This window comes from Nitrospirota bacterium, from assembly GCA_040754395.1.
In the GTDB taxonomy this organism is placed as follows: Bacteria; Nitrospirota; Thermodesulfovibrionia; order Thermodesulfovibrionales; family SM23-35; genus JBFMCL01.
This window is the reverse complement of the sequence record JBFMCL010000011.1, coordinates 17,661-38,594: the sequence shown is the minus strand read 5'-3', so window position 1 is coordinate 38,594 and position 20,934 is coordinate 17,661. Positions and strand designations below refer to the sequence as shown.

24 protein-coding genes, 1 pseudogene and 1 riboswitch are annotated in these 20,934 nt (G+C 48.2%); of the genes and pseudogenes, 9 read left to right on the top strand and 16 right to left on the bottom strand.

Features of this window, described 5'->3' with window-relative positions; translation table 11 throughout:
- Positions 1-41 precede the first annotated feature (41 nt).
- Positions 42-255: riboswitch (cobalamin riboswitch) on the bottom strand.
- 183 nt (positions 256-438) lie between these two features.
- A complete protein-coding gene (locus AB1552_07285) occupies positions 439-672 on the bottom strand; it encodes a hypothetical protein (GenBank protein ID MEW6053574.1) in 234 nt (77 codons plus the stop codon).
- Between the two features lie 288 nt (positions 673-960).
- Here AB1552_07285 and AB1552_07280 point away from each other — a divergent pair, with 288 nt between their 5' ends.
- The 3 genes from AB1552_07280 to AB1552_07270 all read left to right on the top strand — a co-directional run bounded on the left by AB1552_07280 (position 961) and on the right by AB1552_07270 (position 1,686).
- Complete coding sequence (locus AB1552_07280) at positions 961-1,200, top strand: hypothetical protein (GenBank protein ID MEW6053573.1); 240 nt, start codon at positions 961-963, stop codon at positions 1,198-1,200.
- Between the two features lie 3 nt (positions 1,201-1,203).
- Positions 1,204-1,353, top strand: a complete 150-nt coding sequence (locus AB1552_07275; GenBank protein MEW6053572.1) for a hypothetical protein — start codon at positions 1,204-1,206, stop codon at positions 1,351-1,353.
- A 69-nt stretch (positions 1,354-1,422) separates the two neighbouring features.
- Positions 1,423-1,686 carry a hypothetical protein gene (locus AB1552_07270; GenBank protein ID MEW6053571.1) on the top strand — a complete coding sequence of 88 codons (264 nt, stop codon included), beginning with the start codon at positions 1,423-1,425 and terminating at the stop codon, positions 1,684-1,686.
- A gap of 35 nt (positions 1,687-1,721) precedes the next feature.
- On the opposite strand, the gene AB1552_07265 is transcribed toward AB1552_07270, so the two are convergent.
- The 12 genes from AB1552_07265 to def all read right to left on the bottom strand — a co-directional run bounded on the left by AB1552_07265 (position 1,722) and on the right by def (position 10,784).
- Entirely contained in the window at positions 1,722-2,099 is a 378-nt protein-coding gene (locus tag AB1552_07265; GenBank protein MEW6053570.1) for a DnaJ family domain-containing protein, read from the bottom strand.
- A gap of 7 nt (positions 2,100-2,106) precedes the next feature.
- Positions 2,107-3,093: a quinolinate synthase gene (gene nadA / locus AB1552_07260; protein MEW6053569.1), complete on the bottom strand. Its 987-nt coding sequence runs from the start codon at positions 3,091-3,093 to the stop codon at positions 2,107-2,109.
- Positions 3,094-3,801 (bottom strand): lytic transglycosylase domain-containing protein, encoded by a 708-nt coding sequence (locus AB1552_07255; GenBank protein ID MEW6053568.1) that lies wholly within the window; start codon positions 3,799-3,801, stop codon positions 3,094-3,096.
- A gap of 81 nt (positions 3,802-3,882) precedes the next feature.
- Complete coding sequence (locus AB1552_07250; GenBank protein ID MEW6053567.1) at positions 3,883-4,134, bottom strand: hypothetical protein; 252 nt, start codon at positions 4,132-4,134, stop codon at positions 3,883-3,885.
- Positions 4,135-4,267: 133 nt separating this feature from the next.
- Entirely contained in the window at positions 4,268-5,563 is a 1,296-nt protein-coding gene (locus AB1552_07245; protein MEW6053566.1) for a DUF512 domain-containing protein, read from the bottom strand.
- A complete protein-coding gene (locus AB1552_07240; GenBank protein MEW6053565.1) occupies positions 5,553-6,092 on the bottom strand; it encodes a CDP-alcohol phosphatidyltransferase family protein in 540 nt (179 codons plus the stop codon). The genes AB1552_07245 and AB1552_07240 overlap by 11 nt, the downstream gene beginning before the upstream one ends.
- Before the next feature lie 147 nt (positions 6,093-6,239).
- Positions 6,240-7,349, bottom strand: coding sequence for a tetratricopeptide repeat protein (locus tag AB1552_07235; protein MEW6053564.1), 1,110 nt, complete (start codon positions 7,347-7,349; stop codon positions 6,240-6,242).
- Positions 7,303-7,962 (bottom strand): ribulose-phosphate 3-epimerase, encoded by a 660-nt coding sequence (gene rpe, locus AB1552_07230; protein MEW6053563.1) that lies wholly within the window; start codon positions 7,960-7,962, stop codon positions 7,303-7,305. Before rpe ends, AB1552_07235 begins: the two co-directional genes overlap by 47 nt.
- A 49-nt stretch (positions 7,963-8,011) precedes the next feature.
- On the bottom strand, positions 8,012-8,719 hold the full coding sequence (locus tag AB1552_07225) for a PASTA domain-containing protein (GenBank protein MEW6053562.1): 708 nt from the start codon (positions 8,717-8,719) through the stop codon (positions 8,012-8,014).
- Entirely contained in the window at positions 8,697-9,233 is a 537-nt protein-coding gene (locus AB1552_07220) for a DUF116 domain-containing protein (protein MEW6053561.1), read from the bottom strand. The genes AB1552_07225 and AB1552_07220 overlap by 23 nt, the downstream gene beginning before the upstream one ends.
- The gene (fmt, locus tag AB1552_07215) at positions 9,223-10,146 is read right to left on the bottom strand and encodes a methionyl-tRNA formyltransferase (GenBank protein ID MEW6053560.1); all 924 of its coding nucleotides are present in this window, start codon (positions 10,144-10,146) and stop codon (positions 9,223-9,225) included. Before fmt ends, AB1552_07220 begins: the two co-directional genes overlap by 11 nt.
- A gap of 104 nt (positions 10,147-10,250) precedes the next feature.
- Positions 10,251-10,784, bottom strand: a complete 534-nt coding sequence (gene def / locus AB1552_07210) for a peptide deformylase (GenBank protein MEW6053559.1) — start codon at positions 10,782-10,784, stop codon at positions 10,251-10,253.
- A gap of 149 nt (positions 10,785-10,933) precedes the next feature.
- On the opposite strand from def, the gene thrS reads away from it, so the two are divergent.
- From thrS to pheS, 5 genes are all read left to right on the top strand, one after another.
- Positions 10,934-12,730: a threonine--tRNA ligase gene (gene thrS, locus AB1552_07205; protein ID MEW6053558.1), complete on the top strand. Its 1,797-nt coding sequence runs from the start codon at positions 10,934-10,936 to the stop codon at positions 12,728-12,730.
- Positions 12,724-13,242: a translation initiation factor IF-3 gene (infC, locus tag AB1552_07200; protein MEW6053557.1), complete on the top strand. Its 519-nt coding sequence runs from the start codon at positions 12,724-12,726 to the stop codon at positions 13,240-13,242. The genes thrS and infC overlap by 7 nt, the downstream gene beginning before the upstream one ends.
- Before the next feature lie 97 nt (positions 13,243-13,339).
- Positions 13,340-13,537 (top strand): 50S ribosomal protein L35, encoded by a 198-nt coding sequence (rpmI, locus tag AB1552_07195; protein MEW6053556.1) that lies wholly within the window; start codon positions 13,340-13,342, stop codon positions 13,535-13,537.
- A gap of 104 nt (positions 13,538-13,641) precedes the next feature.
- Positions 13,642-13,989, top strand: a complete 348-nt coding sequence (rplT, locus tag AB1552_07190) for a 50S ribosomal protein L20 (protein MEW6053555.1) — start codon at positions 13,642-13,644, stop codon at positions 13,987-13,989.
- Positions 13,990-13,996: 7 nt separating this feature from the next.
- Positions 13,997-15,010 carry a phenylalanine--tRNA ligase subunit alpha gene (pheS, locus tag AB1552_07185; protein MEW6053554.1) on the top strand — a complete coding sequence of 338 codons (1,014 nt, stop codon included), beginning with the start codon at positions 13,997-13,999 and terminating at the stop codon, positions 15,008-15,010.
- A 13-nt stretch (positions 15,011-15,023) separates the two neighbouring features.
- Here the strand turns inward: pheS and AB1552_07180 are convergent.
- From AB1552_07180 to AB1552_07170, 3 genes and pseudogenes are all read right to left on the bottom strand, one after another.
- Positions 15,024-15,449, bottom strand: a pseudogene (locus AB1552_07180) (EAL domain-containing protein).
- 233 nt (positions 15,450-15,682) lie between these two features.
- Positions 15,683-16,603, bottom strand: coding sequence for a PAS domain S-box protein (locus AB1552_07175; GenBank protein ID MEW6053553.1), 921 nt, complete (start codon positions 16,601-16,603; stop codon positions 15,683-15,685).
- A gap of 375 nt (positions 16,604-16,978) precedes the next feature.
- Positions 16,979-18,574, bottom strand: coding sequence for a PAS domain S-box protein (locus AB1552_07170; protein MEW6053552.1), 1,596 nt, complete (start codon positions 18,572-18,574; stop codon positions 16,979-16,981).
- Between the two features lie 114 nt (positions 18,575-18,688).
- Between AB1552_07170 and pheT the strand changes: the two genes are divergently transcribed.
- On the top strand, positions 18,689-20,806 hold the full coding sequence (gene pheT / locus AB1552_07165; protein MEW6053551.1) for a phenylalanine--tRNA ligase subunit beta: 2,118 nt from the start codon (positions 18,689-18,691) through the stop codon (positions 20,804-20,806).
- Positions 20,807-20,934: the final 128 nt, after the last annotated feature.

Sequence of the window (20,934 nt, the reverse complement as noted above, 5' to 3'; positions counted from 1 at the left end):
CAGAGTATTATGACAGGACTCATTATCCTGCACAGTTCACTCTGAGTCTTTCCGGTCTGGACAGGTATTCCGGCTCAGGGCGTACTACATTGACCTACTTGCCTGCCTTCCCACCCCGGCAAAACGGGACAGTGGCTTGCTCCGGGCTTTCGTTCCCTTCACGGCTGCGGGGCAGCGGGAGAATCACCGTAACCGGCTCACTCCTCTTCCCTGACTTCCAGCCAGCAGAGACATGACCTGTTGCGTGTACTTTCATTACAACAGGATACATGAATACATTGTTATATCATATTCTTGCAGGTGTCTGCAACGGGCATGTGACAAACCTTCTTGCAGGCCTTTCGGGAACTATGTGCGGCAGGACAATCAGGCACAGGAATCCGGCGGATTCAGTGCCTTGCAACGTTTATTGGGAAATGTCTGCGTCAGAAAACAGAATCAGTCAGAGATGAGAGATTCGTCTTTCAATGCTTTCAGCAATTCGGCATATTCCTTTGGATGGGACCTGCTGAGCGCAACAGTCGCTTCATATATATCCATCTGCCCGTTAATATCAACAATGCTCAGAAACCTGTCGAACAGGTTGTCCAGGATCTTCCTTTTTTCCTTATCCAGATAATAATCCTCATAGGCATGAATGATCTTCATAGCCGTGTTTTCGATTTCACCCATTGTATCTCCTCATCTTGATATGATTTTCATATTATAAGTATAACAGAATCCGGATGTGCTGATGTCCTGGAAGCGGTGCTTCGGGAACCTGCAGACTCTTCCCCATTTGAGTACTTTTTGTGACGAATTATGTAATCTCTTACCCACAGAGGCAGTGAATGACAAAAATAATTCTTTAATGACAGTCACTTGCTCATTAAGAAGGCTGGCATGATATATGCTATTTATATAATTAAGATAGTATAAATATTAAAATTATCGGATGTGCAGTGAAAAGGAGGTGCTTCGATGAAACAGGCTGACCTTAATGACATAAGCGAAATTGTGGGAAAATACGGCTTTGCTGACTGGTCCCTCGTCGGATTTACGCCGGATGGCAACTATAAAGTATATTCGTATTTTACGGATCCTTCTGTCATGACGGTTTTCAAGGCTATCCTCATTTCGATGCTGAAGACCCTCGATGACTATCTGGAAAGAAACAGGAGCTTCCATGAAGATGCGGTCCATCATGTCGGGGAGTGCTGAACGATGTTCGACTTTTTCTCGAATCTTGTTGCGCTGGTTATGAACCCCATCAGCCTGGTAGTATTTCTGCTCGTGATGAAATATATCTTCAGGAAATCCGGAAAAAAGCAGAACGGCCAGTGGTGGGCCGGACATCAGGGCAGGGGGGTATAGGAGAGATGGTCGTTTCCAGGCATGCATTTCCCGGAACCCAGTCCTTGCGGGGCTGGAGGGTCTGATGTGATGCCGCAGAAAGAGAAAAAAGTGGATCAGCATGTCAGAAAGAACATGGAAGATATCATGAAGACCATGAAATGCCCGAAGGGGTTTGTCTGCTATACATCGGGCTTCAGGAAACTCTGCAGTGCAAAAGATGTCGGGCTGGACGCTTTTGTGGCCTGCATGGTATCCATACCGATGGAATGCAAGTTCTCGATACATTTCGGAGGATTGTTTTTCTGCCAGTGCCCGCTGCGGGTCTGCATCAGCAAAAATCTGAAGAAATGAGGCTGCCTGCTCCGGAGTGTACTGTATGATGGAATCTACCGCTGTTGTTCGATCAGTCTGTCAGTTATCTTTGCTTCGTATTCAGGAAAGTCTTCGAAGCTGAGAGGTCTTTTCCTGCCCAGATTCAGCTTCAGGAGCTTGAAATTCAATTCACGTATTTTTTTGAGCCGTTCCTTGTCATCATCGAGAGTGTTCATCAGTGAACACATATTGATGATTTCATTTCTCATTTCCAGCTCACGGGGGATGCAACCCGCATTTTTCAGGAACTTGTATGCCAGTCTCAGGTCTTCCGGAATCCATGTCTCATCCTCAAAGAGTATCGGCTTCCCTTTACCTTCAAGGTTATCGAACTCGCCGTTCTGCATGGCTTCGATGATCCGTCTTTCAGCGATTCTGGAAAAGAAATCCATGGATGTCCTACGGGATTGAAAGCATCCTGTCCAGGGCCTTTTTTGCGGGTATCCGTATCTCTTCGGGGACTTTAATCACGTACGCGTTCTCCTTCAGGGCCCTGAGCACGCTGTGCAGCGTGGTGAGCTTCATGTTAGGACAGATCATGTCCTTCCTCAGCGGATAAAAGACCTTGTCAGGATTTTCTTTCCGCAATCTGTGCATGAGACCTATCTCCGTTCCGACGATGAACTCCTTTGCAGAAGACGCTTTGGCAAACCTCAGCATGCCGGACGTGCTGGTCACATGGTCAGCCAAATCCAGCACATCCAGCCTGCATTCCGGATGTGCCATAAGAAGTGCCGCCGGGTGATCCTTTCTTGCCTTTGTCACATCGTCACGGGTCACCCTTTCGTGTACATGGCAGAACCCGTCCCATGAGATGACCCGCTTTTTTGTATTTTTCTGGGCCCACATCGACAGGTTTCTGTCAGGGACGGATATCACAGTATCATCGGGAATGGATTCTATGACTTTTACGATATTTGCGGAAGTGCAGCAGATATCGCTTTCAGCCTTCACGTCGGCGGTCGTATTGACATAGGCGACAACAGGGACGCCGGGATTCTGCGCCTTCATGTCACGTAGGGTGAACGATGTCGGATACAGGTAGGGGGGCGGAGTTTTGAAGCCGGGAAAGCTTTTTCTCTCCCATCTCGGGGTATCCACATGGATCATGTCAGCCATCGGGCAACCTGCATCAATCTCGGTAAGAAGCACTGTTTTGTCAGGACAGAGGATCGAGGCGCTCTCTGCCATGAAATTGACGCCCGCAAAGACGATCACATCGCAATCCATCGACGAAGCGGTTCTCGAAAGCTCGAGAGAGTCACCGGTGAAATCGGCAACTTCCTGAACCTCGTCCCTCTGATAATTGTGGGCGAGAATAATTGCCCGTCTCCGGGTCTTCCATGCAAGAATTTCTTCCCGGATACGGGATTCTTCAGGAGTCATTTAAAACCTGACAGGTCTGTTCGAGACAAGAGAGGAATTAGTGAAGAGTACAGTGCCGTCTTCCATGACAATTTTATAGATTCGTTCGATGGGTTTCTGTTTGTCGACGGCTGCAGCGGGATAGGTCATCTTTCCGTTGTAAAGGGAAAGCACCTTATTTACATACTGGCGGGTTTCCGTAATCGGCGGCACATACCCGAATTTTTCGACGGTCTTCGGCCCTGCATTGTATGCTGCAAGGGCAAGCGTGAGGTCTCCGTTAAAGCGTTCAAGAAGGTATCTCAGGTATCTCGTGCCACCCTCGATATTTTCCTCCGGATCGAAAGGGTTCCTCACGTTCATATCAACTGCCGTGCCGGGCATAAGTTGCATGAGCCCGATTGCGCCTTTCCTTGATATCGCCCTGCTGTTCCAGTTTGATTCCGTCTTAATGACCGCTTTGATCAGAGAAGGGTCAATATCATACACCGAGGCCTTGTCGTAAACGATGCTGTGATAGTCCGTGACATCTCCTGAACGTTTTGAGGAACCTTTTTTTGCCTCAAGGGGGGCGACGGACTTTTCCTTCAGGAGTCTGTCAGCCTTTTTACCAAGCGGAGTATCGGTGTAACATATTACGCCGTTTTCATCCGTATATTTGTAAATGTCAGCATAAGCAGGAGCGGCAAGCAGAAAGAAAACGGCCAACAATGCAAAAAAATATTTCATTGTAAATACTATCATTCCCATGGTTGTCTGTCAATGTCACACGTGCAGCGGTATCGAAGAATATCGGTTTTCGTTGTCATGTTAGAGTGATTCCTTGCCGGGCAAGTCTTTTCTGTGCTTCTGCCTCAGCTTGTCAATCTCCTTCTGCCCGTATTTTTTAATAAAAAGAAACTTGACACCAGAACGGATAATCTCAGGTCTCATCTTGTCCTCGTCATATGCCATTCTGTCAAGCATCTCAAGGGTAAATGAATCAATCCTCATTGTGAAGGAAGTGGCATACCTGAACTCCTTCTTTTTTCTCGGTTTCCTCCCGGTGTCACTTTTTTCCATATATATGTCTTACTAATTAAACATATTATTACTCTGTAGTAAATATTTATCAAAAAAAGGGGTCTTTGTCAAGGACTTTTTCGCTGCAAATCAGAGGGATGTCCGGCAGCCTGCAGGGCGATGAGCATTGTTTTTATGCTGCCTCTGCAATGCCTCTGACAAGACCTTCGGGAGTCGAACTGATTTTTTTTGCAGGGATGTGGAGCGCCTCCTGAATATCCTCAAGCGTCACCTCATCGAGAAACCTGCCTTCTCCGTTCAGGACGACGTCAGGAATCAGGATTATCTCACCGGGTCCCGTATGGTCCAGTACTGCTTTGATCACATCTCTGCCTGTCAGAAGGCCTGCGACGGTGACGGATGAGCCGAAGAAATTGTTCTCGACCGGCAAAACCTCGATCGAAAAGTCTTCTTTTTCGGAGAGCCTCTCAGTGAGTTTTTTCAGAAAGGGATAGAACGAAATTCCGGTGAAAGTGAGAAATCTCTTTTTGGGAGGCAACGGTCTGGATATTTTCAGTTTTTTTGCCTGGTTCAGAAAGAGAGGGACCATCCCGACGCCGTTTTCTATCTGGTGCAGTTCCCCGTATTCCCTGAGCGGAGGAAAAGGACGTCCGGCCTTCAGGTAGAGCTCATCAGCCCCGTAAATGACAGGGTTGCCATGCTTTTTGAGAAGCCTTTTCTGAAACGACTCAATGATCTTGAGGGCTGCTTCTGCATCTTCCCTGAGCACAGGCTGAACGGGCTGTTTCCTGTGCATCGTGAGGCCGACAGGAACAACCGCAACGGAAAGGATATAGGGATAAAACTTGTAGAGATCGCTCAGAGTTTGCCTTAATTCCCTGCCGTCATTATAGCCGGGACACAGGACGATCTGCACGTTGAGACGCAGCTTGTTTTCTGTCAGGAATTTCAGTTCCTTCAGGATGTCAGGGGCCTTTGTATTGCCCAGCAGCTTGCTTCTTACCGACCTGTTTGTTGAATGCACGGAAATGTAAAGGGGGCTTAGTCTCTGGTCGACAATACGCTTTTTGTCTTCCCTGGAGAGGTTCGTGAGGGTGATATAATTGCCATAGAGGAAAGACATCCGGTAATCCTCGTCTTTTACGTATAATGTCTTTCTGAGACCCCGCGGAAGCTGTTTTACGAAACAGAATATGCAGTTGTTTCTGCAGGTTGCTATCTTGAACGGCTTGAAGCATATGCCCAATTCGTTGCTGCCTTCCCTTGAGATCCGGGTTTCGAGCGTTTTTCCTCCACGCCTGAACGTGATGTTGATATCGTGCGATGCACTGTTGAACATGAAGTCGATCGGATCCCTCATCTGCATTCCGTTTACGGTGAGAAGCACATCTTCAGGGAGAAGGCCGGACAGTTCAGCAGGGCTTCCCGTGTTGACGGTATCTATTTTTATTCCGTGTTCAGCCTGCATGCGTCACATTCAGCCCCCTGTATACATAGTGAAGTCCTGAAAGTATGGTAACCGCAGCGGTCAGCTGGAACACAAACCCGGGGATATCCGGCAGCACCAGGAGATTTATGTCAATGAGTATATATGCGACGAGCAGGCTTTGCACCCACACAGTAATCTTGCCGAGCAGCGACGGTTCTACTTTGGAAGACCCTGCGATAAAATACAGGAGAAACCAGCCGGTGACTATGATGATATCCCTGCTTATGACAGTGATGGTAAGCCACTTGGGTATCCAGCCATAGACAGAAAAAATGATAAACGCGGTAACGTGCAGAAATTTGTCCGCGAGGGGGTCGAGAAATGTCCCAAGCACGGTTTTCTGGTTTTTCAGCCGCGCAAAAAGCCCGTCGAATATGTCAGTAAGGGCAGCGATGATGAACAGGGAAAGCGCATAATCATACCGCTTGTAAATAATTGAGGTTATGAAGACGGGAATGATGACTATCCGTATAATTGTAAGTGTATTGGGTATATTGAATACCCCCATGAGTTCCCCCTGTAACAAAGTGCCGGCTATGCTGTTCCGGAAGAATAGTCCGGAAGTCCGGTCCGTGCAGTGTTCCCTGCAAATTCCCCTGAACCCTTCGCCTGCTACGTACTTCCCGATAAGAGAAGTGCAGGAAGGCGAATTGCTCTAAGGAATGTTCATCGGCAAATCTCGAAACCGGAGCTTCAGCCCAAGCTGATTATAACATGCATTCTGTATTTTCCCGGTTATGCATGACAACAGTGCTGTCGCATGACATTTCTCAAGAGCGAAGCCGTGTGTGTGTGCGTTTTCCAGCGCATCCGATATATAACGTTTCGCAGCAGCCTTTCTGCCCTTCAGGAAAGCGATCTCGCCGAATCCCATCTTGCAGTAAATAATACCCCTGGGATCTTTTGTGCTCCTGAAAAGGGCCATTGCCTCTGCGAAATAGTCGCGTGCGCTCCCGTAATTTCCGGTCATTTTTCGGGCAGTCCCCAGCCCCCAGACAGTATAGGCATAGCTTACCCTGTCACCGATCTTTCTGTAGAGACTTACCGCCTTGCGGAAATTGCTCAGGGCGCTGCGATAATCCCCCTTCATCCTGAACGCATTTCCGATGCCGCAAAAGGAATACGCCCTGCCGAATGTATCGCGCAATTCAGTAAACAGCCTGTTTGCAGCGGTATAGTATTGAAGCGAATTCCTGGACAACCCTGCGACACGTGATGCGCCGCCGAGGCCGCAGAGACAGTATCCGACGCCATGGAGATCTTTCAGAGACGTGAACAGTTTCCGGGATTCCCTGTATGCCCTGAGCGCTCCGTGAATATCTCCCTTTATTCTGAATGCCCCTGCCTCTGCCCATGAGGCAAAGGCGAGTCCCTGCCTGTCATCCAGCCTTTTATAGATGTTTTTCGCTTTTCGTATCAGTGGAATTGCCTCTTTCCACCTGCCCTGTGCTCTCAGGGACAATCCAAGCCCGACATGCGCGTCAGCAGTTTCCGCTGCCGATTGTAATGTCCGGAGAAGTTCCAGCGCATTCCGGTAGCTCTTTTCCGCGAGGTCAAAATTGCCTACCATGCGGTATGTGTCGCCGAGAGAAAGCATGCACTGGAGGACACCAGTGCGGTCTGAAAGAGCTTCATATTCACTGAACGCCTTCCTGAAGAGCCTGAGCGCCTGATGGTAGTCTGATTTTTCTCTGAGCTTTTCTGCCCGGGTAAATATGCTATTTGCGTGTGACGATTTCTCTGAATTTTTTAACGATTGTCCCATAATCCTCAGAATGAAAGAACCCGGACCCCATGACCAGGATATCTGCTCCTGCAGATATGACGTCGAGCGCATTATCAAGCTTTATCCCGCCATCAACTTCTATGATAGTCTGGAGCCCTTTTTCATCAATGAGCTGTTTCAGTGCCCGTATCTTTTCCAATGCCCCCGGAATGAATTGCTGCCCGCCAAACCCCGGGTTCACCGACATGATCAGCACCATGTCTGTGTCTGTCAGTATGTGTTCAAGGTTCCATACAGGGGTGGCAGGGTTGAGAGACACACCCGCCTTTGTCCCGTTTTCCTTAATCGATTGCACTGTCCGGTGCAGGTGCGGGGAAGCCTCGTAATGAACTGTCAGGTAATCCGCGCCGGCTTTGATGAAATCCATCATGTACCGGTCAGGTTCTTCAATCATAAGGTGAACATCCATGGGAAGGGAAGTGATTGTGCGGATAGCCTCAACAATAAAAGGCCCTATGGTAATATTCGGCACGAAATGGCCGTCCATGATATCGATATGCAGGAGATCTGCGCCTGCTGCTTCAGCAGCGTGTATCTCTTCGCCAAGCTTCAGAAAATCTGCAGAGAGTATCGAAGGTGCTATTTTGACCATGTTCTTCATGAATGAATTCAGACAGATAATACCTATAATAAATAGAAACTCAGAACAGCTTCAAGTAAATTGTGTCTCCGGTCCTGATATGCTTCCCCGGTTCCGGCTTTTGTGACAGGATTGTCTGGCCCTCTCCCTCGGTTACAGGCTTCAGGTTCATATTCCTGATGAGGACGTCTGCCTGATCCAACGGCATGCCTTTGAAATCAGGGCAGTAAAATATTCTTTCATACGGACCGAGACTTACGAGTACGGTAAACGTGTCGCTCACCTGTTCTTCAGGACCGGGTCTCTGGGCAATAATCCTGTCCTTTTCCACAATATCAGAGTGAACTGCGATTACCCTCGCTATTTTCAGGCCTTTCTGCAGCAGCATGGATTCGGCGCTGGTGATCGATTCGTTGACAATCAAAGGAACTGACTTCACCCTCGGTCCCTTGCTGATGACAACCTTAATTCCCCTGCGCTCCTTGATTTTGTTGCCGGCAGGGATGTCCTGCCTGATGACATTCCCTGCAGGAACAGCAGGATCAAAATCTTCACCCTCGATTTTGAGATAGAGTCCTTTTTCCGAGAGAAGCCTGTTCGATTCAAGAAGGTTTTTCCCCACGATGTTCGGCACTTCGACTGTGCGGCTGAAGCTGAGAATCTTGAAGGTAAGATATCCGAAGAACAGCCCGAGGAGAACAAAGGCAAAAAAGTAGAGAGGGATTTTTATGAATCTGTTCAGATCCTTATACACTGCCCTGTCCCGCACCAAAAAGTCTTATCGCCTCCTTTATTTTTTCCAGATCTACGCTGGTATTCACACACGGGCCATGCGGCCTTTCATTGGGGATACCGAAGATCGGGAGAGGATAGGTATCGGCAATCCCGCTTGAAAGGTCGTTCTCGCAGGCAACGGCGACTACCGCATCAGGCCTTGTTTCATTGACAACCCTCCTTGCAAGAGACCCTCCGGTGGCGACAAAAAGCGTCAGGTTGTTGTCTTCAGCTATCTGGATGAGATCCCTGATTTCGCATTTGCCGCACCGTTTGCAGTTGTAAATATTATACGTGAGCCTCACGTCACACTCGTTTATCTGCAGGCAGTGAGGGAGAAGGAGGAGGATCTTTTTCGGTTTCAGGTTTTCCTTTCTTATTAGGGTGTTGTTCAGGTTTATCACGAATCTCTGATACGACTCTTTCCGGCTTTTTGCAAACGATCCGGCAACCATCAGAAGCGGAAACAGAATTTTCAGCGTAATGCCTCTCACCAGTTTATGACTCATCGAAAAAGGCACCTTTTTTCAATCTTCTTCCCTGAAGGAAGTCTTTTCCGCTCATCAGGCGTTTTCCTTCAGGCTGAAGTTCCATGAGCGAAATACGTCCCTTACCGGTGCCGACTACAAGTGCTTCTCCAGTTTCTTCAATCCTTCCGGGCATGCCGTGGCCTTCGAGCACCCCGACTCTGGTAATTTTAATCCTTTCGGCGTTCAAATGACAATATGCGCCGGGCCATGGATAGGTTCCGCGGACAAGGTTGAAGATCTCAGGTGCTGTTTTCGTCCAGACGATCTTTCCGTCTTCCTTTCTGAGCGGGGGTGCATAGCTCGGACTGCCTTTCTGGGGAACCGGGTGCAGCGAGCCGTCCTTTAAATCCGCAATGGTCCGCATAAGGACAGAAGCCCCTGTTTCGGCGAGACGTTCTCCAAGTGTGGTCGCAGTATCGTCAGCGGAAATCATGACCTCCTCCTGCAGCAGCATGTCTCCGGTGTCAAGCCCTTCATCCATGCGCATCGTGGTTATTCCGGTCTTCTTTTCTCCGTGTATCAGCGCCCACTGTACTGGTGCGGCTCCCCGGTATTGGGGAAGCAGCGAAGCGTGCACATTGATGCAGCCATACCGGGGAATCTGAAGGACCTGGGGGGGGAGGATTTTTCCGTAAGCGACGACCACAACCAGTTCAGGGTGCAGATGCGCAAGGGTATCAAGGAAAAAGGGTTCTTTCAGGAATGATGGCTGCAGAATCCTGATACCGCTTCCGGCGGCAATTTCCTTTACCGGCGAGGGTAAGACAGCGCTGCCCCTTCCCCTTCTTTTGTCCGGCTGTGTGACAACAGCCGCAACTTCATCGTCAGAATGGAGGAGCGCCCTGAGTGAAGGAACAGCAAAGAGGGGTGTGCCGAAAAACACAATACGCATCTAAGATATCTCCTGAGCGGAAGACACGCACCGGGAGTTCTGTCTTTTCGCGATATGAAAAGTTCCCGACATGCCGGCATGAAAAAGGGCACGAAAGGTCATGGCTATTTTTTTTCCTGCTGGGACTTTCTGTAGCGCCGCTTGAAAAATTCTCGCCTGATCGGACTCATCCTGTCAATGAACAGAAACCCGTCGAGATGGTCGATCTCATGCTGGAGAACTCTTGCGAGGATGCCATCTGCCTCTATCTCGAAATCCTTTCCCTCCCTGTCGAATGCCTTCACAAAAATCTTCTCGGCCCTTTTCAGTTTTGTCATATAGCCGGGGATGCTCAGACATCCTTCCTCGCCCTCTATTAACCCTTCTTTTGCGGAGATTATCGGATTTACCAGGACGAGCAGCGGTATGTCAGAGTCTTTCATGCTCAGATCGATCACGCATAATCTCCGGGAAACACCGACCTGATTTGCGGCAAGCCCGATACCTCTCGCAAAGTGCATGGTATCGATCATGTTATTGATGAGATCCTGTGTCGCAGCATCGAGATCTGTTATCTCGGTGGTTTTTTCCCTGAGAATCTTTTCGGGATATGTCTTTATTTCGAGCAGCGCCATGCAGTTATTATAAAACATTTTCATGGGATATATCCGGCGGACAAGTGTGGAACGGTTGACTGATTCCCGTACTGCAGTGTAAAATTAACATCCTTTCAGGACTGGGTTTTTGATCCCTGTACAGATGCAAAGGTTTTGAAATCTCAGAATAAAATATGTATTATAGATGAGATTTGCAGTACGGTATTCCGTACTACTATTTGCCCAAGGGGGTTCGTATCAAGGAGATTAACTTCAATTCAAAGGAAGACAGAGAGATTTACCGGCACAGCGCTTCCCATATCATGGCGCATGCGGTGAAGGAGCTTTTCCCCGAAGCAAAAATTGCCATTGGTCCTGCCATAGAAGACGGCTTCTATTATGACTTTGACATTGAAAGGCCGTTTACACCCGAAGACCTTACTGCGATAGAAAAAAAGATGTCGGAGATCATTAAGAAGAACAATCTCTTTGTGAAAAGGACGGTTCCGAGGCTGGAGGCGATCGATTTTTTCAGGAAACTGGGAGAGGATTACAAGATTGAACTGCTTGAAGAGATTGCGGACGAGGAGGTTTCCCTCTATGAGGAGGGTGGGTTTACCGACCTGTGCAGAGGGCCGCACATCGATTCCACAGGTCAGGTATCGGCATACAAGCTCCTGAGTGTGGCAGGTGCATACTGGCGCGGGGACGAAAAGAACAAGATGCTCCAGCGGATTTACGGAACCGCATTCGCTGACAGGAAAGAACTGAAAAAATACCTTGATTTTCTCGAGGAGGTAAAAAAGAGGGATCATAGAAAACTCGGCAGGGAACTTGACCTGTTCAGTACCAGTGATGAAATCGGGGCCGGACTTATTATCTGGCATCCGAACGGTGCGCTGATCAGAAGGGCGATAGAAGATTTCTGGCTTCAGGAACATTACCGGGCAGGATACAAAGTTCTCTATTCACCCCACATCGCGAAACTCAATCTCTGGCAGAAGAGCGGCCATCTGGACTTTTACAGAGAAAACATGTATTCACCCATGCAAATAGAGGGCATTGATTACGAGATCAAACCGATGAACTGTCCTTTCCATATCCAGGTGTTCAGGAATTCACTCAAAAGCTACAAGGAACTTCCCGTCAGGTACGCAGAACTGGGAACGGTGTACCGATATGAGCGTTCTGGCGTGCTGCACGGCCTTCTGCGTGTGAGGGGATTTACTCAGGACGACGCACACATATTCTGCAGGGAAGACCAGATCGAGGACGAGATACTGAATGTCCTTGATTTTACCCTGTTCATCCTGAAGACATTCGGGTTTGCGCATTATGATGTCTACCTTTCGACCAGACCTGAAAAGTTTGTCGGCACACCGGAAAACTGGGAGAGGGCAACGAGTGCACTGAGAAGGGCGCTTGAGATTAAGGGACTCGCATTCGAGATAGATCCCGGAGAAGGAGTTTTTTACGGGCCCAAGATTGACATTAAGGTCAAGGATTCACTCAACCGTCCCTGGCAGTGCAGCACGATACAGGTAGATTTCAACAACCCTGAACGATTCGATATGACATACAGGGGAAGCGACGGGAGAGAACACCGGCCGATCATGATCCACCGTGCCCTGATGGGGTCTCTTGAGAGGTTCTTCGGGATATTGATCGAGCATTATGCAGGGGTGTTTCCCGTGTGGCTTGCACCTGTTCAGGTCCAGATTCTCACAATAGCGGAAAGGCATGCTGATTACGCGCAGGAGTTGTCGGTAATTTTGCGGTCCGCAGGCATACGGACCGAACTGGACCTTGAGAACGAAAAGATCGGGTATAAAATAAGAAATGCTACTATTAAGAAAGTCCCTTATTTGGTTATAATAGGCGATAAAGAAGTGACCGAGAAAAAGATAGCGATAAGGAAACGTACCGGCGAAAGCACAGGGCCGTTCACGCCAGATGAGTTTCTCGGGATGATAGAGGAAAAAATAAAGACCAAAAGTCTGGAATTCTGAACACAGGAGGTGAGAGTATAACAAGGGATATTAAAATCAACGACTACATAAGGGCAAGAGAAGTACGTCTGATAGATGTGAACGGTGAACAGCTCGGCATTGTGCCGATAAGTGAAGCGTTGAGGATCGCTGATGACAGGAACTTGGATCTTGTGGAAGTTGCGCCGAACGTGGTTCCCCCTGTCTGCAAAATACTTGATTTCGGAAAATACCGGTACTCATTAAGCAAAAAGCAGACCCAGAAGAAGGCGATGGGTGTGAAGGAGATTAAGATAAGGCCCCAGATAACCGAGCATGACCTTGGTCTTAAGGTCAAGAGCATACGTCGTTTCCTTGACGGCGGAAACAAGGCCAAGATCACGATGTTCTTTAAGGGACGGGAAGTCATCAGGCCGGAACTCGGCATGAAGGTGTTTGAGAAGATGACGCAACTGCTCACGGGCAAATTCAATGTGGAGCAGGTCCCCAAGCTTGAAGGCAATCATATCACCATGGTGGTTACACCGAAATAGGCGCATTCTCAAAAAACACAGCATTTTTTTGAACAAAAGGGTATAATATACGGCTGTCTAAATTTGCAGACAGGTATTTATATCGATGGAGGACGAGATGCCGAAGATCAAGACCCACAGAGGGGCTGCCAAGAGATTAAAGGTTACCGGTACCGGCAAGATAAAGAGGCGGAGTGGTTTCAAAAGTCACCTTCTTACGGGAAAGCCGGCGAAGAGGACAAGAAGGCTGAGGAAGGCTTCTTTGGTTGCAGAGACCGACTACGTGAGAATGAAGCGGCTGTTGCCATATCTATAAAAAGTCAGGAGAATAACGTTATAAAATAGAAGCTCGGGAACAGTTTCAGCACTATTCATTCTGCACTGAGATTTCTGTTTTATAGCTTTTGTTGGGAGGAACAGATGCCAAGGGCAAAAGGTGGATTCAAGACAAAAAGAAGAAGAAAAAGGATTCTGGAGAAAGCAAAAGGGTATTACGGAGCGAAAAGCCGCCTCTACCGTATTGCCACTGAGGCGGTGGACAAGGCGCTCGTATACGCATACAGGGACCGCAAAGCAAAGAAACGCGAGTTCAGGTCACTCTGGATCATCAGAATCAATGCCGCGGTTCGTGCATTTGGAATGAGCTACAGCCAGTTTATGTCACGGCTGAAAAAGGCGAATATCACCCTGAACAGGAAATCTCTGGCTGATATGGCATACAATGATCCGACAGCTTTCAGTCAGCTTGTAGAAAAAGTGAAAAACTGAACAGGAAGTGGAGGATCTTCTTTCACTCAGAGATTCGTTTCAGGAAGAGTCAGCGTCTGCTGCTTCCCTTTCCGCAGTCCAGCAACTCAGAATAAAATACCTGGGCAAAAAGGGTCTTGTGACCTCAAAGCTCAAGGCTATTGCCTCAATCGCCCCTGAGTCACGGCCTGCATACGGCCAGGCGGTCAATGTCATAAAGGGATATATTGAAGAAGAACTCGCAAGGGTGGAATCGCGCCTCAAACAGGCCGAACATCAGAAACGCGTCCTCACAGAAGTTATCGATGTAACACTTCCGGGAAAGTTTACGCCTTTCGGCAGGGAGCATCCTCTTTCGAATATCCTGTCCGAAATCACCAGTATCTTTATTTCGATGGGATTCGAAGTCGAAGAAGGGCCTGAAGTTGAACTCGATTATTATAATTTTGAGGCGCTGAATTTTCCGAAAAACCACCCTGCACGGGATATGCAGGACACGTTTTTCATTTCTGACGACGTTGTCCTCAGGACCCATACCTCGCCGGTGCAGGTACGGGTTATGGAAAAAAGAAAGCCGCCTCTTAAGGTAATCGCTCCCGGCAAGGTCTACCGCTGCGACGCTGACATATCACATACGCCGATGTTCCACCAGGTCGAAGGATTCATGGTCGACACCGACATCGCCTTCAGCGACCTGAAAGGGGTCCTCGAACTGTTTATCCACAGCATGTTCAGCGAGGCGACACCGTTGCGTTTCCGTCCGAGCTTCTTCCCGTTTACCGAACCAAGTGCAGAGGTCGATATCGGATGCATCTTCTGCGGGGGAAAGGGGTGCCGGGTATGCAAGCATACGGGGTGGCTCGAGATACTCGGAGCAGGAATGATCAATCCGAGGGTATTTGAAATGGTCGGGTATGATCCGGAGGTCTATTCGGGTTTTGCCTTCGGGATGGGTGTGGAACGCATTACCATGCTCAAGTATTCCATTGACGATATCAGGCTGTTCTTCGAGAATGACCTCAGGTTCCTGAAGCAGTTTTAATTCCCTTGTATGTCTACCGGCTCCGTTGTCTGTGAGTTCGTTTATTATCCAGTTGTGCCACCAAAAAAATATTCTCAATATCCGCTGCAGGGAGAGGTTTGCTGAAATAATACCCCTGCACCATATCGCACTTTATAATGCGTAGAAATTTCCATTGCTCTTCTGTTTCAACTCCTTCTGCGATAGTTTTGAGATTAAGGTTATGCGCCATTGAAATGATGGTTATCACTCTTGAGGCGTCATCAGGATTGATTGTTATCTCACGGATGAAAGAAAGATCTATTTTCAGACTGTTGACAGGGAGCCGCTTCAGGGTGCTCAATGACGAATACCCGGTTCCGAAGTCGTCTATGTTTACAGGAATCCTACTCTGCTTGAATTGTTCAAGAACTGTTTTTGTATGTTCAATATCCTGCATGAAAATGCTCTCCGTGATCTCAAACCCAACAAGCTTGGATAGATGCCGGTTTCAGCGATGGATTTCTCAATTATATCTTGTGTAGACCCATGAAGAACCCGGATGAGCCAGAAAATATCTTTTATGAGAATTGTCAATGTTTGATTGTTTTGTTAAATGCAAAATGGTCTGCAATGATTGTTATAAGACTTCTGCTACCGGAAAAAAGCAGATTAGTGAATCTGTGGGAGAAAAACTCTGAGGGGCCTTGATTTTTACTGATTTTTCATTTTTCCCAATTCTTCCTGCAATTTTTCATTTTCTTCCTTGAGCTGCTTCATCCTGAGTTCCCTGCCAATTGCGATATTGTAAAAATCTTCAAGCTCCTGTACCTGCTTCCTCAGTTTTTCTTCGCTTCTGAACAGATTTTCTTCCGCCTGTTTGCGCTCTGTGATGTCCCGGAATATCCCCTGGGAGGCGATGATTTTCTGCCCGATTGAACGTGCATTCACTGCCCCCTCAACGAGGATTTGCCTTCCGTCCTTTGCGATGAATATTGCTTCTACACTATCAATTGATTCACCTGACATCACCTTCTTGAAAGCTTCGGTACAATGCGGTATACAGCTTGGATGCAGGATGTCAAAAACAGTTATGTTCTTAAGTTCATCCCATGTATAGCCCATTGTCTTCAACCATGCCGGGTTTACGAAAATGAAACGACCATCCGGGGAAACGCTCTGAATCATGTCATGGGTATTTTCGAACAGGCTTGTATAACGTTCTTCGACTTCCCTTAGCATTGCATCAGATTTTTTTTGTTCGTGTATGTCTTCGCAAACCGTAATTATGCCAAGCGGTACACCGCCTGCATTTCTTATTGCGATAGACGTTAACTGGACATGAAATAACTCGCCATTCTTTTTGACATTAACCGTTTCCCGCTTCCATGCCCCCATTTCATACAATTCCTCAAACTGCAGACGCTTCCACAGATGGAAAGGAGCAAATATCCGGGCATCCTTTCCGATGATTTCTTCAACAGAGTATCCGTGCATTGCTGCTTCAGCATTGTTTGTATATATAATCTTTCCCTCTGTGTCAGTTATGGTAACCCCGATAGGCAGAGAATCAAGTGAGGCTCGCATCATTTCTGACATGGCAAGATTCAGGGCACAATCAGATTCTTTTTTCATTGAAATTATCCCTTAATACCATTACTATTTACTTCTTCCCGTGCAAAAGGTATCCTCCATTAGTGGGGAAGGTGTGCCCATGTTTTCTCACGGTGTTGTAATACCCAAAACGGTCTTTTCCTTTGATCATAAAATGAAGCATTTGAAAAGAATAGTCAATCCTACCTGCGTAGGTAATTATTATTACCGATTGTTGCCTGACTCCCTCCTTTATTGTTATGGGGATGAGAAACGAATTGTTTATGAAGTTGGTAGTCGTGAAATATATTATTTGAATGAGGCGTGTTCTCTTGAACTCATACTGTCCTTTTCGTATAAGGATAGTCCGAAAAAGGTATGCCGGCTCTTATGGAACTGCCGTGGGTATCGCAGGGGTCATCTGTCAAGCATTTCCCTGACCTTTGCCAGGAGAGCGTCGGGCAATACAGGTTTGGTAATGAAGTTCACCTGTTTTTTGGAGATTCCTTTTTTCAGGATGATATCAGAGCTGTAGCCGCTCATAAAAAGTACCTGCATATCAGGCTTGATCTTCCTGATTTCATTGAATACATCTTTTGCGCCGATTTTCGGCATGACCACATCAAGGATAACGAGATGAATGCTGTCACTGTGGTCCCGGAAGACCCGCAGCGTATCGTCACCGTCAACTGCCTCCAGTATCTCATAGCCTGATTTCAGAAGCACTTCCTTAATGAGGGTTCTCACCTGGATGTCATCTTCTCCCACGAGGATTGTCTCGGTCCCCTGCCTGAAAAGGACAGGCGAACGGGGCTGCATCTCGTGTGCTGCGGCATTGATCAGGGGAAAATATATCCTGAACACCGCACCGTCGCCGGGCTCGCTATACACATTGATGAACCCCCTGTGCTGTTTCACGATGCCATATACCATCGCAAGGCCAAGACCGGTGCCTTTGCCGACGACCTTGGTTGTGAAGAACGGCTCAAAGATCCTCTCCTTTGTCCTTTCATCGAACCCGGTCCCGGAGTCCTGGAACGTGAGCAGGGCATACGCGCCGGGTATTCCGTACCCATGCGCTTTTGTGAAAGAACTGTCCAGTTCAATGCGTTCAGTGGTGATCGTCAGTTTCCCGCCTTCAGGCATCGCATCTCTTGAGTTTGTCGCGAGATTCATGAGCACCTGCTCTATCTGGATACTGTCAGCCATCACAAACAGTTCAGAATCATGAAGGCTTGTCGAGAACTCCACATCTTCGCCGATTATTCTCGACAGGAGCAAATGTACTTCACGGATAACAGCATTCAGGTCAACAGGTCTGGGACTGATAGTCTGTTTCCTGCTGAACGTGAGTAATTCATTGGTGAGATATGCAGCCCTGTCCGCAGCATTAAGAATCTGTCGCAGATAGGAATCAAGGCGAGGATCCTGGCTGACATCTGCCTTCAGCAGGTTGCCAAACCCGATGATGGCGGTAAGCAGGTTGTTGAAATCGTGTGCGATTCCGCCTGCAAGCTGCCCGATCGCTTCCATCTTCTGGGCCTGCAGGAGCTGAGCTTCAAGTTTTTTCCGCATGGTGATGTCATGGAGAATGCCCTGATACCCGAGTACCTTGTTGCCCTCGCGCCGAACGGAAGCAGAGAGAATACAGTCTATCTCTGTTTCGTCTTTTTTCTGAATACGGATCTCGAAATTCCTGACGGATTCCTTTCTGTCGATTTCCTCCCGGAAATTATTCCATTCATCGGGACCCGAAAAAATATCCTGTGCAGTGAGGTTGAGCATCTCTTCTTTTGTGAATCCGAAAAGATCTGTCATTGAATGATTAACGTCAATGAATCGTCCCTCTTTCGTACTGATAAATATCGCATCTCTTGAGTCCTCAAAAAGGGAGTGGTACCTTTTTTTATTTTCCTGCAGGGATGACCCGGTATGTTCGCAGGCACTGATTCGTTTGCGGAGTTCCTCGATTTCACTGATGAGCTGAGATTTCCTCTTGCTGCTGTCTTTCATATGCCCTTCCTCTCAGTTGAATTCTCACCCTTTCTTTGCCAATTATAGCAGGAAGACAGGGTCAGGGAAATCCCTTCTTGTCAATCCGTGTATTACAGGGATATAATAATCACTATGCTTGTACCATATGAATGGATCCGGGAGTTTGTCGATATCCCGGCAGACCCTAATGAAGTCTCCCGGAGGCTTACAATGATCGGGTTGGAGGTCGAGGGCACCGCGTCAGTCGACGGGGATGTGGTGTTCGAAGTGAATGTGACCCCGAACAGACCGGACTGTCTCAGCATTATCGGGATCGCACGGGAACTGTCTGCTGCTTTCGATGTCTCCCTGCGGATTCCGCCGCATTCGGTAAGCGGAGGACAACCGGACTCCGATTTCACCGTAGACATCCTGGACCATGACCTTTGCAACAGATATACAGGGAGGGTAATCGCAGGAGTCAGGATTGCCGGGTCTCCTGAATGGATCAGAAAAAAGCTGGAAAAATGCGGCATCCGGTCTGTGAACAATGTCGTTGATATAACCAATTATGTGCTTCTGGAATTCGGACACCCCCTGCATGCGTTTGATGCAGATTTGTTGAAGGGGAAGAAAGTTGTTGTGGCCACGCCGGATTCGTTCAGGAAAACCTTGAACAGTTTCATGCACGAAAAGGCAGCTGATAGAGCGGATTCCGGGACAGAAGCAAGAATCAGGACACTCGACGGAACGGAACGCATAATGCCCCGGGATTCTCTATTAATTTGGGATGCGGAGAACCCTGTTGCTGTCGCCGGAGTCATGGGAGGTGCAGAATCAGAGGTGACGGGGCACACGGGGAACATTTTTCTTGAAAGCGCGTATTTTGACCCTTCCTCGGTCAGGAAGACATCAAAGGGTCTGGGTCTCTCAAGTGAATCGTCGTACCGGTTTGAACGGGGGACTGATATTGAGTTTCTCGAAAAGGCGCTTGACCGCGCTGCACTTCTTATACAGGAAATCGCAGGGGGTACGGTTCATAAGATCATCGATGCCTATCCTGTCAGGTACAGAGCAGTCCCTGTAGAAGTGAAATATGAAAGGATCAGGAAGGCATTGGGCATTGCACTCACGAATACGGAAATGCTCGGGATACTGAAAAGACTGGACATCCCTTCGGAGGACAGGGGAGAGGATTTTGTGGTGTTGCCTCCTTCAGGGAGGCGTGACATTGTCAGCGAAAGCGATGTCGCTGAGGAGATTGCACGGATCTTCGGGTATGAGAATATCCCTACCACGAACCCCAGAAGTCCGCTTCCTTCAGGACACCTCAACCAGAAGTTTTTTACCATGCACAGAATCCGCGGGACAATGATGAAGGCCGGGTTTACGGAAGCGATCAATTTCAGCTTTATGGGGATGTCGGATCTCGACATGATCAAGGTCCCTGAAGCTGACCAAAGGAGAAAAGTCATGGCGCTCAGCAATCCCTTGAGCCAGGACGGGTGCCTCCTCAGGACTACCCTCGTGCCTTCGCTGATTGCAAACCTGAAATATAATCTGGACAGGGGAATGACGGATGTCCGCCTGTTCGAAGTGGCGAGGGTTTTCGAAAATACTGAGGAGAGGCTTCCAAAAGAAGAGGTCCGGCTTGCAGGGGTTTTTTATACAGGCAGATCCCCCTCTTTGTGGAAAGAGGATGTGCGGGGCTTCTTCATCGCAAAAGGCGCGATCGAGTCGCTTTTCTGCGAGGTCAGGACGGGCCAGTATACGTTTGTGCCGTGTACTGAATCCTATCTGCATGCCGGCCAGTCTGCGGACATCCTTGTGCAGGGTTCCCGTATCGGTTATCTTGGGGTACTGGGGCCTGATATGGTCGAAAAGCTCGATCTCAAAAAACAGAAGCCAGAAATTGTCGTATTTGAAATTAACCTTGAACCGATCTTACTGGGAAGTTCCGATGTGGTGCAGTATGCTGAAATCCCCAGATATCCCTCTGTTGAGCGCGACGTCGCCGTTGTCGTCGACGAGGCGATCCCCTCCTCAAGGATTCAGGACCTGATCAGGACGTACCCCTCGCATTTTATCGCAGACGTGTCCGTGTTCGATTATTTCAGGGGAGGAAATATCCCCGAGGGGAAAAAGAGTCTCGCATACAATATCATTTACCGGTCGAAGGAACGAACACTCAGGGATGAAGAAATCGAGGAACTGCATGCTTCAATCGTAGCCTACATCATTCAGCAGACAGGCGGAGAACTCAGAAAATAACCGGAAACAGCTTGACATTCGTTTCACGCCTGTGATAAGTTTTCAGTAGAAGCAAGCCACGAAGGCTTAACAAACGACCAGCAGGTTGAAAAGCATTCGCGGCTTTTTTTATTTGCCGCGGGAAAGGG

Bases quoted from the DNA above. Each gene is read 5' to 3' on its own strand.
- AB1552_07175 (MEW6053553.1), bottom strand. From the start codon at position 16,603: ATGAAAAAAGAATCTGATTGTGCCCTGAATCTTGCCATGTCAGAAATG.
- pheT (MEW6053551.1), top strand. From the start codon at position 18,689: ATGCTTGTACCATATGAATGGATCCGGGAGTTTGTCGATATCCCGGCA.
- rpe (MEW6053563.1), bottom strand. From the start codon at position 7,962: ATGGTCAAAATAGCACCTTCGATACTCTCTGCAGATTTTCTGAAGCTT.
- AB1552_07235 (MEW6053564.1), bottom strand. From the start codon at position 7,349: ATGGGACAATCGTTAAAAAATTCAGAGAAATCGTCACACGCAAATAGC.
- nadA (MEW6053569.1), bottom strand. From the start codon at position 3,093: ATGACTCCTGAAGAATCCCGTATCCGGGAAGAAATTCTTGCATGGAAG.
- AB1552_07285 (MEW6053574.1), bottom strand. From the start codon at position 672: ATGGGTGAAATCGAAAACACGGCTATGAAGATCATTCATGCCTATGAG.
- def (MEW6053559.1), bottom strand. From the start codon at position 10,784: ATGAAAATGTTTTATAATAACTGCATGGCGCTGCTCGAAATAAAGACA.
- AB1552_07280 (MEW6053573.1), top strand. From the start codon at position 961: ATGAAACAGGCTGACCTTAATGACATAAGCGAAATTGTGGGAAAATAC.
- AB1552_07255 (MEW6053568.1), bottom strand. From the start codon at position 3,801: ATGAAATATTTTTTTGCATTGTTGGCCGTTTTCTTTCTGCTTGCCGCT.
- rpmI (MEW6053556.1), top strand. From the start codon at position 13,340: ATGCCGAAGATCAAGACCCACAGAGGGGCTGCCAAGAGATTAAAGGTT.
- AB1552_07275 (MEW6053572.1), top strand. From the start codon at position 1,204: ATGTTCGACTTTTTCTCGAATCTTGTTGCGCTGGTTATGAACCCCATC.
- fmt (MEW6053560.1), bottom strand. From the start codon at position 10,146: ATGCGTATTGTGTTTTTCGGCACACCCCTCTTTGCTGTTCCTTCACTC.
- AB1552_07245 (MEW6053566.1), bottom strand. From the start codon at position 5,563: ATGCAGGCTGAACACGGAATAAAAATAGATACCGTCAACACGGGAAGC.
- AB1552_07250 (MEW6053567.1), bottom strand. From the start codon at position 4,134: ATGGAAAAAAGTGACACCGGGAGGAAACCGAGAAAAAAGAAGGAGTTC.
- AB1552_07220 (MEW6053561.1), bottom strand. From the start codon at position 9,233: ATGAGTCATAAACTGGTGAGAGGCATTACGCTGAAAATTCTGTTTCCG.
- AB1552_07170 (MEW6053552.1), bottom strand. From the start codon at position 18,574: ATGAAAGACAGCAGCAAGAGGAAATCTCAGCTCATCAGTGAAATCGAG.
- AB1552_07240 (MEW6053565.1), bottom strand. From the start codon at position 6,092: ATGGGGGTATTCAATATACCCAATACACTTACAATTATACGGATAGTC.
- rplT (MEW6053555.1), top strand. From the start codon at position 13,642: ATGCCAAGGGCAAAAGGTGGATTCAAGACAAAAAGAAGAAGAAAAAGG.
- AB1552_07270 (MEW6053571.1), top strand. From the start codon at position 1,423: ATGCCGCAGAAAGAGAAAAAAGTGGATCAGCATGTCAGAAAGAACATG.
- AB1552_07265 (MEW6053570.1), bottom strand. From the start codon at position 2,099: ATGGATTTCTTTTCCAGAATCGCTGAAAGACGGATCATCGAAGCCATG.